Annotated in this window: 13 protein-coding genes; 4 read left to right on the plus strand and 9 right to left on the minus strand. The window is 60.1% G+C overall.

The window, feature by feature from the left end:
- Positions 1-3: 3 nt before the first annotated feature.
- From M5B98_RS18665 to M5B98_RS18705, 9 genes are all read right to left on the minus strand, one after another.
- Entirely contained in the window at positions 4-2418 is a 2415-nt protein-coding gene (locus M5B98_RS18665; protein ID WP_248743595.1) for a TonB-dependent receptor, read from the minus strand.
- 93 nt (positions 2419-2511) lie between these two features.
- Positions 2512-3489, minus strand: a complete 978-nt coding sequence (locus M5B98_RS18670) for a FecR domain-containing protein (protein WP_248743596.1) — start codon at positions 3487-3489, stop codon at positions 2512-2514.
- Entirely contained in the window at positions 3490-4005 is a 516-nt protein-coding gene (locus M5B98_RS18675) for a sigma-70 family RNA polymerase sigma factor (RefSeq protein WP_085708459.1), read from the minus strand.
- A gap of 84 nt (positions 4006-4089) precedes the next feature.
- Positions 4090-5274: an aminotransferase class V-fold PLP-dependent enzyme gene (locus M5B98_RS18680; protein ID WP_248743597.1), complete on the minus strand. Its 1185-nt coding sequence runs from the start codon at positions 5272-5274 to the stop codon at positions 4090-4092.
- Positions 5275-5288: 14 nt separating this feature from the next.
- The gene (locus M5B98_RS18685; protein ID WP_248743598.1) at positions 5289-6533 is read right to left on the minus strand and encodes an MFS transporter; all 1245 of its coding nucleotides are present in this window, start codon (positions 6531-6533) and stop codon (positions 5289-5291) included.
- Between the two features lie 13 nt (positions 6534-6546).
- Positions 6547-8400 carry an IucA/IucC family protein gene (locus M5B98_RS18690; protein ID WP_248743599.1) on the minus strand — a complete coding sequence of 618 codons (1854 nt, stop codon included), beginning with the start codon at positions 8398-8400 and terminating at the stop codon, positions 6547-6549.
- A 45-nt stretch (positions 8401-8445) separates the two neighbouring features.
- Complete coding sequence (locus tag M5B98_RS18695; protein ID WP_248743600.1) at positions 8446-9594, minus strand: NAD/NADP-dependent octopine/nopaline dehydrogenase family protein; 1149 nt, start codon at positions 9592-9594, stop codon at positions 8446-8448.
- A gap of 28 nt (positions 9595-9622) precedes the next feature.
- Positions 9623-10666 carry a PLP-dependent cysteine synthase family protein gene (locus M5B98_RS18700; RefSeq protein WP_248743601.1) on the minus strand — a complete coding sequence of 348 codons (1044 nt, stop codon included), beginning with the start codon at positions 10664-10666 and terminating at the stop codon, positions 9623-9625.
- A gap of 14 nt (positions 10667-10680) precedes the next feature.
- Positions 10681-12075, minus strand: coding sequence for a Y4yA family PLP-dependent enzyme (locus tag M5B98_RS18705; RefSeq protein WP_248743602.1), 1395 nt, complete (start codon positions 12073-12075; stop codon positions 10681-10683).
- 609 nt (positions 12076-12684) lie between these two features.
- Here M5B98_RS18705 and M5B98_RS18710 point away from each other — a divergent pair.
- From M5B98_RS18710 to M5B98_RS18725, 4 genes are all read left to right on the plus strand, one after another.
- Entirely contained in the window at positions 12685-13572 is an 888-nt protein-coding gene (locus tag M5B98_RS18710; protein WP_248743603.1) for an HpcH/HpaI aldolase/citrate lyase family protein, read from the plus strand.
- Between the two features lie 15 nt (positions 13573-13587).
- On the plus strand, positions 13588-13989 hold the full coding sequence (locus M5B98_RS18715) for a ParB N-terminal domain-containing protein (protein ID WP_248743604.1): 402 nt from the start codon (positions 13588-13590) through the stop codon (positions 13987-13989).
- A gap of 148 nt (positions 13990-14137) precedes the next feature.
- Positions 14138-16342, plus strand: coding sequence for a TonB-dependent receptor (locus tag M5B98_RS18720; protein ID WP_248743605.1), 2205 nt, complete (start codon positions 14138-14140; stop codon positions 16340-16342).
- A 92-nt stretch (positions 16343-16434) separates the two neighbouring features.
- Positions 16435-16812 (plus strand): fe2+ zn2+ uptake regulation protein, encoded by a 378-nt coding sequence (locus M5B98_RS18725; RefSeq protein WP_248743606.1) that lies wholly within the window; start codon positions 16435-16437, stop codon positions 16810-16812.
- Positions 16813-17247 lie beyond the last annotated feature (435 nt).

Here is a 17247-nt window from a genome sequence, read left to right on the forward strand (position 1 = left end):
GTTTCAGAAATCGACAGTGGCGGAGAGCAACAAGGTCCGAGGCGCGCCTTGAGAGAACGCGCCATAGGAGGCGACGCCCGACCAGTATTCGCGGTCGAACACGTTCTGCACGGTGGCCCGGAAAGTGGTCGGCCGTTCGGCGATGCGCGTGGCGTAGCGCGCACCGACGTCGAAGCGGGTCCAGTCATCCAGTTTCTGCGTGTTGGCCTGATCGACGTATTGGCTGCCGGTGTAGATGGCGCCGCTGGTCAGCGTCAGGCCTTCTAGTTGCGGGACGTCCCATTCAGCCCAGAGGTTGGCCTGCACCTCTGGCACGCCCACGGGCTTGTTGCCGCGATTGGCGGCAACGCTGGTTCGGGTCAGCTCTCCGTCGAGCAGTGTCACGCCACCGAGCAGGCGAGTGCCCGGAGTGACTTCGCCTGCCATGTTCAGCTCCACGCCGCGGTTGCGTTGCTCGCCCTGGACCGAAAACACGCCCGAGGCCAGTTCACCGCTGGGTTTCTGTAACTGGAACAGCGCCAGGGTGGACATGAAACTGCCGTAGTCGAGCTTGACCCCAAGCTCCTGCTGCCGGGAAACGTAGGGAGAAAAGATTTCGCCGGCGTTCGAAGCAGCGGACGGGGCGATGTCTCCCTTGCTCAGGCCTTCGACGTAGTTGTAGTAGAACGAGACATGCTCCCAGGGTTTGACCACAACCCCGTACAGCGGCGTGGATCTGCTCTTGTCGTAGGAGGTGGTGACGAAGCCCGCTGCGTTGTAGTTGTCCGACTTGATGTTCTGCTGGCGCACCCCGACCGTGACTTGCACGCGTTCGTCGAGCACCGACAGGGTGTCGGCAAGGGCCACGCCCGACAGTTCGCTTTGCGAGACTTTGGGTGTATCGGGTTTGGCGATTGCAGGTTTCGGGCGGTCGATCGGGTGGTAGATGTTAGACAGGATCGCCGGGCCGGAAATGATGCCCCGCGCCAGCTCATCGCGATAGCGGGTGACTTGCAGGGCCGTGCTGTGGCTGACCGGCCCGGTGTCGAACCGCAGCCGCGCACCGGCATCGACGGTGTAGCGCTGGACTTCGAATTTGTAATAGCCGGGGATCGACGAGGTGTCGCCCGCTGCGTTGACGATGGTCGGGGTCTGGTCGGACATGCGCGCGACGTCCGATCGACCGCCACCGGCGTGGGCGAACAGCGTCAGGTTGTCGTTGAGGTCGTATTCGCCACCGAGCAACGCCGATTTGTCCCGGGTATCCGACCAGCCCCATTCCTGGCTGACGCTGGTGCGTCCGTTGGCCGCCGACGGAATGTCCACGCCGGGGGCGATCAGGAATGGTCGGGAAGCGGCGTCGAATGATTCTTTCTGGTTGATCAGGTCCAGGGTAGTGCGCAGGCGTTCGCCCTGATAGTCGAGGGAAATGGCGCCGATGCCGACCTCCCGTGACTGCTTTTCGATGGCGGTTTCGCCTTGCTGGATGCTGCCGTTGATCCTCACTCCGAACCGCCGTTCTTCGCCAAATCGGCGGCTGATGTCGAGGTGGCTGCCCACTTGTGTGTTCAAGGCGTAATTGGCGGTAAAGCGGGTCAGGTCTTCGTCCAGCGAACGTTTGGGCACCACGTTGATCACACCGCCGACGCCACTGTTGGGCGACATGCCGTAGAGCAGGGCGGCGGGGCCTTTGACCAGTTCGATGCGTTCGGCGTATTCGGTGAACACCCGGTAGTTGGAGGCCACGCCGTACACGCCGTCGAACGCCAGTTCACCGAGGTTGCCTTCGCCGACCGGAAAACCGCGAATGAAAAACGAATCGACAATGCCGCCGGCCTGTCCCGTTGAGCGCACCGAAGAGTCGCGCTCGAGCAAGTCTCCGACCGTGACCGTCTGCTGGTCCTTGATCAGCGTCGAGGTGTAGCTGCTGACGCTGAACGGGGCGTCCATCGTGTCACGGTTGCCCAGAATACCGAGGCGTCCGCCCCGAGCGGCCTGACCGCCCGGCAGCACCGATGGCAGGCTGTCGGTGCGCTGGTCGACGCCTTCGACCGTGGTGTCCGACAACGTGACCCGGCGTACCACCAGTGTCCAGGTGCCGTCGCTGCGGGCGACCATTTCCAGCCCGCTGCCTTCCAGCAGCCGGGACACCGCTTCCTGAATCGAGTACCTGCCGGACAATCCCGGGCTGACGAGGCCTTCAGTGATCGATGGCTGAAACGACAGGGCAATCCCGGCGTCCACGGCAAAACTCGACAGGGTCACGCCAAGCGGGCCCGGAGCGATGTTGTAGGCTCGAACGGTGACCGCGTCCAGTTGCGCCGGCTCGGCAGCCAGCGCAAACGCACCGCCAGCCAGGCCCAGCACGACGCTGAGCAACACACTGCGAATAACGGGCTTTAGCAGACGATCCGGAAGCAAGGGTCGTGCAACGAGCATGAAGGGATGACCCTATGGGCGAGGTGGAATGGTTGTTCCTTTCATTGCCAGCCGAGATCAAAAAAAGTATCACCTGTGCGGTGATTTTTTTGCTCAGGCGGGTGAGAGCGTCACCCAGTAACCGCTCAAGTGCCCGGAGACGTGCACGGGATAGGTCTGCGCCAGCATGTTCAGCGAACGTTGGGTATCGCTGATGGGAAAGGCCCCGGAAATGCGCAAGTCGGCAATGGCCGGATCGCAGCGCACAAAGCCTCGGCGATAGCGCGCCAGTTCGACGACGAAATCCGCCAGGCGCATCTTGTCGGCCATCAGCATGCCCTGGGTCCAGGCGCCGACGTTGCGGTCGGTCGGGTTGAGCGAGCCAAAGGCCTGTGATGAAAAGTCGGTGCGTTGCCCGGCGTTGACGATGATCGGTGTGCGCTGAGGGTTGTCGGCCAGTTCGACCTGCACGGCGCCTTCGAGTACCGCGAGTTGGGTACGCGGCTGCCATTCACGAACGGTGAAGCGCGTGCCCAGCGCCTGCATCCGGCCCTGGCGGGTGCTGACCAGAAAGGGTCGAGGCGTGGGCGAGGTGTCCGCTGCGGTCTGCACGAGGATTTCGCCTTCGCGCAGATTGATGAGTCGCTGCCGGCTGTCGAACAGGACGTCGATGGCCGTGTCGGTGTTCAGGGTGATGTGCGAGCCGTCGGCCAGGGTCAGTTCGCGGCGCTGGCCGACGGCGGTGTGGTAATCGGCGGACCATTGCTGCGACTGCGCCAGTTTCCAGCTGCCCCAGCCGGCGGGCACCGCTGCCAGCAGTAGGGCCAGTTTGCCCAGGGCTGCGCGGCGCTCCGGGTTACTTGGACGATCCAGCGCCGACATCGCCAGCGACGGCGGCAGGCCGCCGAACTTGCTTTGCAGCAACTGCGCGCGGGACCACGCCCGGTTGCGCTCGGGGCTGCTGACTTTCCAGTATTCCCATTCCGCACGCTCGGTTTCACTGAGGTCGTTTTCGCTCAGGCGCATCAGCCACTCGGCGGCTTCCTCGAGGATTTTCGGATCGAGCGGCGGTTCACTGCGACGCGTGAGCATTCATTCCACCAGCATCAGGCACTGCACGAAAGCCTGTTTCATGTAGCGCTTGACGGTGATCAGCGAGACGTCCAGCTGCTCGGCGATGTCGGCGTATTTCAAACCGCCGATCTGCGACAGCAGGAACGCGCGTTTGACCAGGGGCGGGAGGGTGTCGAGCATGGCGTCGATTTCGTGCAGGGTTTCCAGCACCACGAAGCGCAGCTCTGGAGAAGGCACTTCCGGCGCCGGCAGATGAGCGAGGGCATCTAGGTAGGCGCGTTCCAGTGCCTTGCGCTGATACCAGTTGATCAGAATGCCCTTGGCCACGCAGCTCAGGTAAGCCCGGGGTTGTTCGATGGCTGTGACCTGGGAGGCGAGGATCCGGGTGAAGGTATCCTGCGCCAGATCCGCCGCATCCATGGCGTTACCCAGTTTTTTCTTCAGCGTGTTGTACAGCCATCCATGATGGCCGCTGTACAGCGCTTCGATCACGCGCAGATGGTTGTCGTTGTTCGCGGGAAGGGTTTCGCTCATGGCTGCAGTGTTTTGCAATTGAGAAGTATTCCCAATGCTAGTGTACAAAGAGCCCGCGACGCAAGCGCGAATCAGCATCCGTTTTCAGCTGCGGGGCATTCTCAACAACGCGTTTACCATGGCGTCGATTTCGGCCTCGGTGTTGTAGGCGTGCAGCGATGCGCGGCTGACTTCCAGCAGGTCCCGTTGCTGCATGTCGAGCATCGTCGAGCGGAAGGTCGAGGTGGTGACGTTGATACGTTTTTCCTGCCCCGCCAACCATGCCTGAACTTGTGCTGCGCTGGCGTCCTGGCAGGTGAAGGTGACGATGCCTGACTTGATGGCGCCCATGTCCTGCGGCGTAATTCCCGGGACGTCGGCCAGGCGATTGCGCAGGTGTGCTGACAATCGTTGAATGCGTTGCCACATGGGTTCGATGCCTTGCGTCAGGGCGTAACGGGCCGCCGCTCCCATGCCCAGTTTCGCGGCAACGTTGCATTCCCAGTTTTCGAAGCGTCGGGCATCGCCGCGAATTTTGAAGGTGTCCGGGGTCAGCAATGAAGCCGCGTGCAGGTCGAGAAACGCCGGCTCAAGGTTTTCGCACAAGGTTTTTTCGACATAGAGAAACCCCATGCCCCGAGGGCCACGAAGGTATTTGCGGCTGGTGGCAGCGAGCATATGGCAGCCGATTTTCTGCACATCGATCGGCATCTGCCCGACGCCCTGACAGGCATCCAGCAGAAACAGAACCCCGGCCGCGCGGGCGAGGGCGCCGATCTGTTCGATGGGCTGCACCGGGCCGCCATTGGTGGCAATCACCGGCAGCGACACCAGCGCAACCCGGTCATCGTCGAGCATGTCCCGCAGTGCCGGCAATGACACCTGGCCCTGTTCATCGTTGGGAATGACCCTGATCTCGATCCCGCGCTGTTGCTTGAGTTGCAGGTAGGGAATGTAGTTGCCGGCGTATTCGGTGGTCGATGTCAGCACCACATCACCGGGCCGCAGCGGCAATGAATAGAAAGCCATGTCCCAGGCGCGGGTCGCGTTTTCGATGACCGCGATTTCTTCGGGACGGGCGTTGATCAGTCGGCCGATGTCTTCGTAGACATATTCCACTTCAACGGATTGCTGCCCGGCGGCTTCGTATCCACCGATCCGGGCTTCAAGTTGCAGATGACGGGTCATCACCTCGATCACCGGATCAGGCATCAGCGCCGCACCGGCATTGTTGAAGTGAATCAGTTGCTCGACACCCGGTGTGTCGGCGCGCAGTTGTTCAATGTTCAAAGCAAACTCCTTGATCAGTCTCCCGGCGGGATCTGGCTCGGTTGCATGACCATGGGCCGGTAGCGCAACGCAACGATGGGAATCAGCGCCAGGACGTAGGCGAGGCAGACAAACAGGTAGGTGTACTGCAAACCATAGACCTGGCTGAGCAGCCCACCGGCCGAGATGCCGGCGATGGACGCAAATTGCGCAGTGCTTTGGGCAATGCCCAGCACGTAGCCCTGACGCGAGCTGTCGGCAGTTTTGGAGATCAGCGCCATCAGCACCGGCGTCGTGGCGCCGAGCAATACGCCCCAGATGAAGTAGGCGCCGACGAACACGATCGGATTACGCGTGATGCCGGCCAGTGCCGTCAGCGCAATGCAACCAATGACAACGTAAGTGATGCGTTGCAAGGTGTCCTGCTGGCTACGGTGCTCGAAGTAACGCGACCACGCAGTTGCCGACAGAATGAAGCCCAGCGCCAGCAAGCCATAGCAAAGCCCGACCACCGAATTGCTGACTTCGAACACCGAGCTGACATACAGCGAGAACGAGGTCTGCGGCAGCATCCGCGCCAGCAGCAAAATGCCCATGACACCCAGCAGCGACAGCAGGGGCGTGCCTTGCCAGACGCTGGTTTTGTGGCTGACTGGGGCTTCTTTATCGGCAACCGGTGTTTTCTTCACTGGCGGCACGTCCGGCAGCGTGACGGCCGCGACCACAGTGCAGATCGCGCACAACACCGCCGCGATCATGTTGATCCAGAAGAACGTCGCGTAATCGAGGATCAGCCCGCCAACCACCGCGCCGAGCAACGAACCGACGTTGGTGGAAATCTGCAGGATCGCGAACAGTCGCGCCCGTCGCGAAGGTGCTTCGATGCTCACGCCATAGGCCTGGGCCGGGGCGATGTAGCCGGCGAAGGCGCCTTGCAGGAAGCGCAGGATCAGGATCACCCAGATGTCACTGCACAGGGCCAGCCCAAGCTGGGTCAATGACAGGCCGGCGAGGGCGCGGATCATCATCAATTTGTGGCCGTAGCGGTCGCCGATACGGCCCCAGAATGCACTGGTCAGAATAATGCCCAGCATCGGCCCGACGTACACGGCGATGCTGGCGAAGCTGAAGAGCGAGTCTGACGAGGTCAGCCCACGCAGGTGGACGGGCCAGAACGGCCCGCTCATTTCCATCGCACCCATCGAAATGAGCTGGATCGCGAACAGAAGATAAATCAGGACTCTTACGCGCGAACCCGCGATGGCACCTGCATGGGTCATGGGTCAGCCTCGGTTATTGAACGACATTGAGCGGGTTGGTCAGCGTGTGCTGAATCCGGTAGTTGGAGTACTGCATCATGTGCATGCGCAACAACGAACGGGTCGGCCACGGATCATTGAGGAAGGCCTTGCGTTCGACTTCCCACAGGTCCGGCGCGACACGCTCGCGCACCGCAGCGAAGGCCAGTTCGGTCTCTTCACGCAGAATGTCCCACATCCGGTTGTTGTCCAGCGCGTACTCCTTGGTCAGCCACAGGGCCATTTCATGCAGGTGCGTGAGGAACGCCGCGTCCAGCACGAACATGCGCACCGGCTCGATATCGCCCTCGAACACCGTTGGCAGAATGCCCGGCTGCACATGCGGTTGCAGGGTGTAGCCGCGTCCTTCCAGCAATGGAGCGTAGGTCCTGCCGTCGCCGAAATCACGGATCAGCAGACTACGTGCTTTGCCATCCGGGGAAAACAGCACCATCGTGTTCTGCTGGTGCGCCTCGAGCCCGATGCCGTACATCAGGTAGATCGCCACCACCGGGTGGGTGACCACTTTGGCGTATTGGCGGAACCAGTCTTCAACTTGGGCGGTATTGGCCCGAACGCCGTCACGCTCGATCAACTCGGTGAACAACGGGCGACCGCTGCCCGGCAAGCGAGTGAACAGAGAAGCCACGGTGATCGGCAGACACTCGTCGGTACGCTCGAATGCTTGCTGACTCGCGCGAAAAACTACAGACAGGTGCCGGCCGGGGTGGTCATCCTGCGTGATCGCGTTCTTGTAGCGCACACCGATTTCTTCCGGGAAGATTTCCAGTCGCTGCCCGAAACCGTTTTCGACTTCGAGGATTTTCGTGATGACGGTGCTGATGCGCGGGCCCATGTGGATCGACTTGGCCTGCAGGCTGCGCAGTTCGCTGGTCATCCACACGGCGATCGGCAACTTGATCAGCGGCGCGCTCTCCTTGAGCACCGGCATCATCGTGCGGTACGACATGGTTGGCAGGGTCTGGATGTCCGGGCCGTCGGTGATCAGGATGCCTTCCGCGATTTCCGCTGCGAAGTTTTTCAGCACATAAGCCTGCAAATGCCAGGTGTGAATCGGCAGTGGCAGCCACTGGGATTCGTCCAGGCCTTTGCCGTTGAGCGACGCTTTCCATTGCTCCCATTGAGTCGGGAAGTTGCTGGCGAACCAGCTGTGGTAGTCGGTGACGTGGGGCATGCTTTCGCTTTTCGCCATGTCGGCCCGCAGCGCGGCAATGCGCAGCGGCACCTGGGCGTTGAACTCCGGCGACAGTTGCTCGACTTCTTCGTCGCTCAGGCCCGGGCGGGCTTTCCACGTCGGATAGTACGGATGTCCTTCCAGCGATCCCCATTGGTCGAGGAGGATCGCGGCGTCCTTGGTGCTGGCGTGTTGGCGCAAGTAATCAGTCAGGCTGTCGAGGCCCTGTTCCCGGGTGGCGGCGGCCAGTCGTGCGTTCCATTGCTGGCGATGCTGACGTGCATGGGCGTCGTTCATCAGGCTGTTTTCCATGTCCGACTTGAGCCCGGCGATGCCTTCATCGGTGGGCTCGAAATCGAAGCTGTCGCGCAGCACGTCCAGCAAGTCGTGATGGGTGTGAATCACCTGGCGCACGCCTTCATCGGTCACCAGCACCACGTCGCCGTCATTGACCACGGTGTCGGCCGGACCCTTGGCGATGTTGGAAAAGAACACGTGGGAGCGGCCGTCTTTCAGCGCGTAGGTGGCCTCGTTTCCGGCCTCGGAGAAACGCAGCCCCGAGCGATCCAGAATGTTTTCGGCAAACAGGCAACGGATCATCCGTCGCAGGGCGTTCTTGCGGGAGTAGGCGATGAGTGTCTTGAAGTCATCCATATCAGCTATCTGCTCGTCGAGAAATTAATGAAATGTTGAACCCGCTCACGCCGTGCGCGGCCAATGGCGGGGGAAGTAGTCGAGCGCCGAGTCGCGCAGGCCCTGCATATAGGTAACGCTCCATTGCAGGACCTCTTCGATGTAAGGGACTTTCAGTTCGAAGCGCCGGGCCATTTCCACCAGCAGCACCAGGCCGTAGGCAACGTCTTCATTGAAGGCGCGGCTTTCGCGTTCGATCACGTAGCCGGCGCGGTTGTCGTCGGCCGGAATCATCGGCGCGAGGATGTCGTTGTAAGCCTGGTTGGTGCGCAGGATCGACAACATGCTGCTCTGATCGCGGATCTGCTCGCCGTAGGCTTCGACGATTTCCTGCTTGAGGGATTTCACCGACGACAGGTCGATGCCCAGGCGCTGACTGATCACGCTGCACAGTTCCTGACTTTCCTGATCCATGCGTTCCAGAAAATAGGCGCCCAGCTCCGGGCATTCAGTCCACCAGCACATACGCTGCGGGAAGATCTTGCGATGCCACTGGCCGTAAGGGCCGATCAAGCCGTAGATCACCGAGCTGTGCATGATCGGATTGCCCGGTGTCAGGGTGATTTCCAGGTAGTGGTCGAGCATCGTCACGCAGGGGCCGTACAGCGTCGTGAGGATTCCCTCCAGGTGCTGCCGTGATTGCGCTGATTCCCGGTCGTGCAGAGCGACATACAACTGGCTCTTGCCGCCACCCATTTTCACCGACACGCCCGGCTGCAGATCGAACGCAGTGTGTGGCACGTCCTTCATGCCCCAGATCACCACATTCGAACGTTCGCCCAGCGAAGCCTCCGCCAGCCAGTCGAAGCCGCAGAATCCAGGAATCGCGCCGACGTACACCGGTTTGCTCGCGCTCAAATGCGGCGCGATGGCTTGCAGGGTTTGCGGTCGAGCGTGGGCCGGTACGGTGATGATCACGATGTCGGCGTCGGCCACCACGACGCTGGCGTCGGTGCTGACCTGGTCCGGTCGCGCGCTCAGCGTCGAGCCGTCGGGCATCAGCGCCTGCATCGGCAGGTTGGCGAGGTGCCGGTCGATCACTTCCTGATTGTTGGTGAGCATCGAGACCTGAACATTGGGCAGCTGTTTAAACAGGATGGCATTCAGGTGCCCGGTCCGGCCTGCGCCGCAGATAGCGACTTTCAGCGGTTTCATACAGAGACTTTCCTGTGTGGGAGGCGCGTCAGGCGACGCTCAATTGCAGGGGAGTGGCGTCGGATTCCAGCCAGCGGGTCTTGCCCAGCCAGCGATCCAGTTGCGGCGCGACATCCGGGTCCAGCAGGTCCCGCTCTTCGAGCCATTTGTCGTCGAACACGGTGTGCAGGTACTTCTCGCCGCCATCGGCAATCGGCACCACGACGTTGCCGGTCAACGTGCCTTTGTGAATCAGTTCCAGCGCCTTGTAGATCGCGCCGCCGGTCGAGCCGCCGACCAGCAGGGCCAGATTGCGCGCGATGTAGCGGGCGGTTTCGAAGGCCTGGGAATCGGTGACTTGCAAGCCCAGGTCGATGCAGCTGTAGTCAAGCACCAGGCCGACAGTGTCGCCGGCGGGAGTACCGGTTCCCGACTGGTAATACGGATAGCCGGGATGACCGAAGACAATGGAACCGGCCGGTTCGACGGCGACGGTGACGATGTCCGGGTTGTGCAGTTTCAGGCCCCGTGCGATGCCGGTCATCGAGCCACCGGTGCCGACGCAACCGACGTACGCGCCAATGTGGCCACCGGCCTGGGCGATGGTTTCACGGACGAAATCGCTGTAGCCGCCGGCGTTGGCCGCGTTGTCCGACTGGTTCATGAACACCGCGCCGGGGATCTGCGAGGCCAGTTCGGCAGCCAGCCGCTGGCGCTCGACCACAGCCACTTCGTCTTCCCGATAGGTCCCGGCGACAAAGCGGATCTCGGCGCCGAGTGCCTTCATCACCGCAATCTTGTCCTGCGCCGCATGGTGGTCGACCACGGCAATGAAATGCAGATCGAACTCCACAGCCGCCATGGCCAGGCCGATACCGGTATTGCCGGAAGATGATTCAACGACCACGCCACCGGGTTTCAACTTTCCGGACTTGAGCGCCGCTAAAACCATGTTTCGCGCCATACGGTCTTTAATACTGCCGCCGGGGTTGTTCTTTTCAATCTTTAGCAAAAGCCGGGCGTTGGTTTCCGGAACATCGATGCCCAACATTGGTGTATTGCCAATAAGATCCGAAACTTTATTCAGTATCATCTGGACGTCTTCCCTTAATAGTCAGGTGTGAATGCGTAGTTACCTTCTGTACAACATGTCGCCATCAGTCGCTGCGGCAATGGGTGGCGATGAAATTCGTTTTCCAGTAAGTCCATCTGGTAACCGGCGGTGTTGGCGTAGATCAATAGATCGCCGGTTTGTGGTGTTGTGTCGAAGTTGATCAGGCGATGAGTGATTACATCATCGTCCAGGCAACTATGACCGGCGATGTAGGCTTGCATCGGAACAGGTTTTGATTCTTTCGATGTAATAAGGATTGGATCGACAAGGTATTCAGACGAGAACCAGGTTTCGCACGCGCTGAAACTGCTGCCTTCGGCAAAGATCACAATTTTGTTGTCGGCCAGTTGTTTGGTGCGGGTCACGCGAAAGACGCTTATCGCTGCTTGATCCACCAGGCTACGGCCCGGTTCCAGTGCCAGTTTTATATTCTGGCTCTTCAAGTAACCGGCAATGGTTTTTCCCGGGGAATGATCCGACTCCAGGAATAACTCCAGCCACTGGCAAGCTGTCAGACTGCTGCCATAAGGATAAAAAGAGTCGGGGACTCGGCGGTTCTGATAATGACTCGGGTTGTTTTCGTTCTGCAAAAAACTGTTGTAATCCTGCGGGTCTACATACCGCATCGGCAGGCCTCCACCGATGTCGATCATGACCGGGTCGAGGCCCATTTCCCTTGCCGCATCGATGAAGCCGGTGACTTCACGGAAAGCCTGTACCCGGGTTTCGTAGCCGTAGCCGCCGAGGTGGAAATGGAACCCTTCGAACTGGAACGACTCACGCTGTTCGACAAGGTATTGAAGGCACTGGAACAAATCCTCCGCGCTCATTCCGAATCGGCTCGCCGGGCAACTTGTCGGCCTGTAACGCAGCAGGATCCGGGCTTTGGCCGGTGGTTGCGAAGTGTCGAGCAGCGCTTTGAGATGGCCGAACTCTTCCAGTGAGTCCACACAAATCAGCGATCCACCTTGCACCAGTGCGCGATGAAACGCTGCCGTTTTGGCCGGCCCGGTTGCGCATACACGTTCCGCCGGGGTTCCGGCGCGCAGTGCCGCTTGCAACTCAAACAGGCTCGACACGTCGGTGCCGATGCCCGAAGCCGATGCTGCAGCCAGCAGGCATTGCGACTTGTTGGCCTTGGCACCGTAGAAAATCGCGTAGTCGACATTGTGTTGTATCAACACCGATTGCAGCGCCTGTACGTTGGCCTCAAATGCATGCGGCCATACCAGATTCAGTGGAGACCCGTGTTGGTTAACGAGTTCAACAAGTTTTTCCGGAGAATGTTTAAGCAGATTGGCGATAACAGGATCAATTAACGGTTTCAGCACTTTTGGGTATTGGGCTTTTGTTGTTTCTTTAATTTGCGGCGCAATTAATTCAGGCATAGAAAACCCCTGGCGTCGATATTCGCCATCTGCAGGTCGACAACTAATCGTTATCGATTTTTGTGTTCTTTCTGCTCGTCAGATACGAGTGTTTAAAGAGGGGGAGGCGGATGACAGATCCGCTCTGCAAATAAACACGGGGTATGTTCTTTCATAAAATTTTCACAAAACTGTTTCATGAGAGCCCCACTCCTTAAGGTTCAGGCAGGCAAGGATAAGGCCAATGACTGATGGCCTTGTCTCTTTTGAAGTGCCATTACCTGACATGTAAATGACATCATTGCGCCGAACTTTCCGTGAACAAAATTTCAGGTCTTGATTTGAATCCTGACCCTGTCAGCGGCTCGAACAATATTGCGAACAGGAACGATTATCAAGTAAGGTTTTCAAATATTTTTGAATGAACACACACAACAGGGGAGTGCGAAGCCGTTTGTTCGCATGCTCAAGTAAGCGCTCGCGTGTTGATTTTAAAAACCGTCAACGCCTTGTTATTCAAGGTGTTGACGGTTGATTCAAGACACCGGGATTCAACCTGGTTTTTCCCCTGTAACAGGTGTTCGAATTTTTTTGAAAACCCACGACTGAAGCACGCTCAGGAGAGTCCCGATGACTGTTCGTCACAGCACCAACGCCACGCTTCCCATCAGCTACCTGTTCGTTCCCGGCAACCGGCCGGAGCGCTTTTCCAAAGCGGTCGAGGCCGGGCCGGACGCGATCATTCTCGACCTCGAAGATGCCGTTCATCCGAACAGCAAGGCCGTGGCCCGGGCGTCGATCTGGGCCTGGCAGCAGAGCACGCCCGAAACCGCCAGCCAGCGTTACATCCGGTTGAACAGCGTCGGCAGTTCGCTGTTTCGCCAGGACATGACCTGGCTGGGCGACATGCGCTACCCCGAGCGCTGCGCAGGGATTTTCCTGCCCAAGGCCGAATGCCCCGAGAGCTTGTCCCGTGTGGTTGAGCGCTTGCTGGAGTGGAACCCAGAACTGCAAATCGTCGCCATCATCGAGACCGCCAAGGGTTTGCATCAGGTCGAGGCGATTGCAGCGATTTCCGGCCTGGCGCGGCTGGCATTCGGCTCGCTGGATTTCTCCCTGGACATCGACTGCAGCCAGATTCCCGAGGCGTTTCTGTTCGCCCGCAATCGCATCGTGCTGGCGTCGCGGGTTGCCGGGCTGCCGGCGCCGATCGATGGCGTGACCCCGGCCATCAGCGACATGGCGGTGGTCGAGCGTGATTCGCGCTATGCCCGGTCCCTGGGCTTCGGCGCCAAGTTGTGTATCCATCCGTCGCAAATCGCCACGGTGCAGAAAGCCTACCTGCCCAACGCCCGCCAACTGGCGTGGGCGGACCGGGTTCTGAACGCCGTGGCCGGGGGCAGCCACGCGGTGCAAGTCGACGGCGAAATGGTCGATCTGCCGCTCATCGAACAGGCGCAACGCCTGCGGGACATGGCCAGCCAGTACGCGCTGGTCGCCAACGCGGATGCCTGCTGAAACGGGGGACGAATCATGGGACATGGTTACCAGATTGCCCTGCGTCCACTGTGCGACGTGCGGCAATCCGAGCAGGTCGATCCGCTCAACGTGCAGCGCCTGCGCGAGGCGATCATCAAGGCCGGGCATTGGCTGGAGCCGATCATCGTCGAGCGCTCCCGGGGCATCGTGATGGACGGCAATCACCGGTTCAACGCGGCGCGGGCACTGGGGTTGAAACGGGTGCCGTGCATCCAGCTCGACTACGCCGATCCGCGCGTCTGTGTGCGGCACTGGCAAACCGGGCAAGCGTTCGAAGTGGCACGGATTTTCACCACCATCGGGCGCGGCGAACTGTTCCCGTACAAGACCACCCGGCACGCGTTCGATCCCGCGCTGCCGGTGATCTCCATTCCGCTGCAATGCCTGTACGACTGACCTGTGCCGGAGGGTGGGCTTCTCCCGCCCATCCTCCGCGCAAACCGGTCGCCAAAAAGAATTCCGACGACGCTGATACTTTTTCGATTGCTGGCTGGCAAATAGGAGTCATTACCATTTTCAGCCATTCGAGAAGGACCCCATCGTCATGTCTGTTGCACGTCGACCTTGCAGTGAACGCGCGTTAACCCTGGCTATTCGCACCGCCATGCTGAGTTCTATTCTGGCCGCAGGAAGCGCCACTGTCTGGGCAGCAGACCCCAAGCAACCCGAGCAACAGGACGCCGTCTCCACGGAAGGTCTGACGCTGGACACCACCAACGTCAACGCCAGTTACAACGGCGCGACCGCATTGCCGGAAGTGCTCGCCGGCGGCCAGGTCGCCCGGGGCGCGCGGCTCGGGATGATGGGCAACAAGGACGTGATGGACACGCCGTTCAGCGTGACCAGCTACACCGCGAAAACCCTCGCCGACCTGCAAACGGTGACCGTGGCCGATGCATTGGAGCGGGACCCTTCGGTGCGTTCGACCGGGCAGACCGGCGGCATCGTCGATTCGTTTTTCATTCGCGGATTTGCGATAGGCGAGGGCAACCTCGGGGAACTGGCCTACGACGGTGTGTACGGCGTCGCGCCCAACTATCGGGTGTTTACCGAATACGCCGAACGCGTTGAAGTGCTCAAAGGGCCGGGCGCGCTGATGTACGGGATATCGCCCAACAGCGGCGTTGGCGGCGTGATCAACATCGTGCCCAAACGGCCACTGGACGAAGACCTGACCCGCTTCACCGGCACTTACGCGTCCGACTCGCAAGTGGGCGGGCATCTGGATCTCAGTCGACGTTTCGGCAGCGAGAACCAATTTGGCATCCGTTTCAACGGCAGTACCCAGGGTGGCGATACCGCGATCGACAATCAGGAGCGCGCGCTGGACATCGGCGCCATCGCCCTCGATTACAAGGGTGAACGGCTGCGCCTGAACCTGGATTACATCAGCCAGAAAGAGAGCTTCGACGCGGCCTCGCGACCGTTCACCATTGCACCGGGCGTGAAGGTTCCATCGGCGCCGAACGGTCGCACCAATCTGCCGCAGGACTGGGGCTGGTCGGACACCAAGGAACAGTCGGCATTGCTCGGCGGCGAGTACGACCTCAATGACAACCTGACCGTGTTCGCTCACGCCGGCGGCGGTCGCTCCGACGTCAAGCGCATGTCGGACCAGGTGCCGCGAATCCTCAACGACGCCGGCGACACCAGCAATATCCCCGGCTACTACAAATTCAACGTCGATCGCTCGACGGCTGATGTGGGGATGCGCGCGCTGTTCGCCACTGGCCCGGTCACCCACACGACTACGATCATGGCGACCCGTTACCAGGACGAGTTGTCCCGTGGCATCAACAACGGCACGGAAATCCGCTCGAACATTTACCACCCGGTGGATGTGCCCAAGCAGTACATCAACTCGCCGAAAGTGCTGCGCATTTCCGAGTCGGAGCTGTCTGGCGTCGCGTTGACCGACACCCTGGGTTTTCTCGATGACCGCATTCAACTGACCCTCGGCGTACGCCGTCAGGACATCGAGTCGCGTAACTACAGCGCATCCGGTTCGGTCAGTTCCCGTTACGACGACAGTGCGACCACACCGCTGGCGGGCGTGGTGGTCAAACCGTGGGAAGACGTCTCGCTGTACTACAACTACGTCGAAGGCCTGAGCAAAGGTGACATCGCCCCCGGCACGGCAGCCAACTCCGGCGAAACCTTCGCACCCTACAAATCCAAGCAGCATGAAATCGGTGTGAAGTACGAGCACGGCACTTTCATGACTACCCTGGCGCTGTTCCAGATCGAAAAACCGAGCGGCGAAATCGGCGCCGGCAACGTGTTCTCGGTGCAGGCCGAGCAGCGTAACCGTGGCGTCGAGTTGAGCATGTTCGGTGAAGTCGCGCCGGGCACTCGCCTGATGGGCGGCGTGACCTTGCTCGACGGCGAACTGACGGATTCGGCCACCGCCGCCAACCGTGGCAACAAACCGGTGGGCGTGCCGGATGTCCAGGCCAACCTCTGGGCCGAGTGGGACACCCCGTGGGTCGAAGGTTTCACCCTGACCGGCGGCGCGATCTACACCGACAGCCAATACGTCAATCAGGCCAACACCCAGGAACTGCCATCCTGGACCCGCATCGACGCCGGCGCCCGTTACGCCACCAAGATCGAAGGTCGGCCGACGACATTCCGCGCCACGGTGCAGAACGTGTTTGATCGTGAGTACTGGTCGGGTGTGGCGTCCTACGGCGCGTTCTCCCCGGGCTATCCACGCACATTGCAATTGTCGGCGACCGTCGACTTCTGATCGGGAGGGCGCACTTGATGGCGGAGCCGTCGAGTGCGCCTTCTTCTATATATAGCTACGCACAGCGGCTGATCATAAAAAGGAGCATTCGAATGTTAACCAGCCCGGCATCGACATCCTCTGGCAAACAATCGCAGTTCCCGTTGGCGAAAGGCCAGCGGGCCTTCGATTTCGAGCGCAGCACCAATGAGCACATCCGTGAGCTGCTGCATTATTACGGGCTGCGCACCAGCCTGATCCGGATCAAGGTGATCGATGCCTTGCTGGTGGCTGCGCGCGAAGGACGCGCCGTTGGCGGGCGCGGGGTGCATGGTTATCTGCAGGCGTTTGTCAGCGGTATTCAGTTCGTCAGCGTGAGGGAAGTGCTCAAGCGTTTGTGCGAGGAGGGCGTTATCGTGTTTCAGCCGGACAAGAGTTATCGGTTTACCGGTGAAGCGTTCTCGCTGCTCGAGCAGCATGCTGGCCGGTGACATTCGTTTGTGTTCAGCCAGTTCAAGACCATCTGTTTAGCCGCAGGTGGTTTTGTCGTTTTGGGGATTGATCGGACCGTTATTTATGGACGGTTTCCCTGTTTCAGTGGAGCTGATCGGAATTGCTGAACTGCGCAAAAAGTTGCGCAGTTGTCCGTAATAAAACCACGGTCAAAACCCCGGCAGGCCTTGCCAATCAAGGCCTCCAGCCAAGTGCGCAAGAAGTTGCACAGTACTGCGCAACTTCTTGCGCACTTTTTCGCTGTTTCCTACAGCAAAGAATGGAAAATTCTCACGCGAGATTCGTAAGCCCTTGATGGGTAATGGCCATGTGATGGCTGGCATGACTTTTGATTCCTCCTTTGCCGCCTGGACAGGCAATCACGCCGTCCGGTCCTGTCTTTTGAGCAAGGAGAGCATCCCATGGCAACACCC

It is taken from the genome of Pseudomonas sp. MWU12-3088 (genome assembly GCF_023242405.1).
GTDB classification, from domain to species: domain Bacteria; phylum Pseudomonadota; class Gammaproteobacteria; order Pseudomonadales; family Pseudomonadaceae; genus Aquipseudomonas; species Aquipseudomonas kribbensis.

Bases quoted from the DNA above. Each gene is read 5' to 3' on its own strand.
- M5B98_RS18665 (WP_248743595.1), bottom strand. From the start codon at position 2,418: ATGCTCGTTGCACGACCCTTGCTTCCGGATCGTCTGCTAAAGCCCGTT.
- M5B98_RS18670 (WP_248743596.1), bottom strand. From the start codon at position 3,489: ATGCTCACGCGTCGCAGTGAACCGCCGCTCGATCCGAAAATCCTCGAG.
- M5B98_RS18675 (WP_085708459.1), bottom strand. From the start codon at position 4,005: ATGAGCGAAACCCTTCCCGCGAACAACGACAACCATCTGCGCGTGATC.
- M5B98_RS18685 (WP_248743598.1), bottom strand. From the start codon at position 6,533: ATGACCCATGCAGGTGCCATCGCGGGTTCGCGCGTAAGAGTCCTGATT.
- M5B98_RS18690 (WP_248743599.1), bottom strand. From the start codon at position 8,400: ATGGATGACTTCAAGACACTCATCGCCTACTCCCGCAAGAACGCCCTG.
- M5B98_RS18695 (WP_248743600.1), bottom strand. From the start codon at position 9,594: ATGAAACCGCTGAAAGTCGCTATCTGCGGCGCAGGCCGGACCGGGCAC.
- M5B98_RS18700 (WP_248743601.1), bottom strand. From the start codon at position 10,666: ATGATACTGAATAAAGTTTCGGATCTTATTGGCAATACACCAATGTTG.
- M5B98_RS18705 (WP_248743602.1), bottom strand. From the start codon at position 12,075: ATGCCTGAATTAATTGCGCCGCAAATTAAAGAAACAACAAAAGCCCAA.
- M5B98_RS18710 (WP_248743603.1), top strand. From the start codon at position 12,685: ATGACTGTTCGTCACAGCACCAACGCCACGCTTCCCATCAGCTACCTG.
- M5B98_RS18715 (WP_248743604.1), top strand. From the start codon at position 13,588: ATGGGACATGGTTACCAGATTGCCCTGCGTCCACTGTGCGACGTGCGG.
- M5B98_RS18720 (WP_248743605.1), top strand. From the start codon at position 14,138: ATGTCTGTTGCACGTCGACCTTGCAGTGAACGCGCGTTAACCCTGGCT.
- M5B98_RS18725 (WP_248743606.1), top strand. From the start codon at position 16,435: ATGTTAACCAGCCCGGCATCGACATCCTCTGGCAAACAATCGCAGTTC.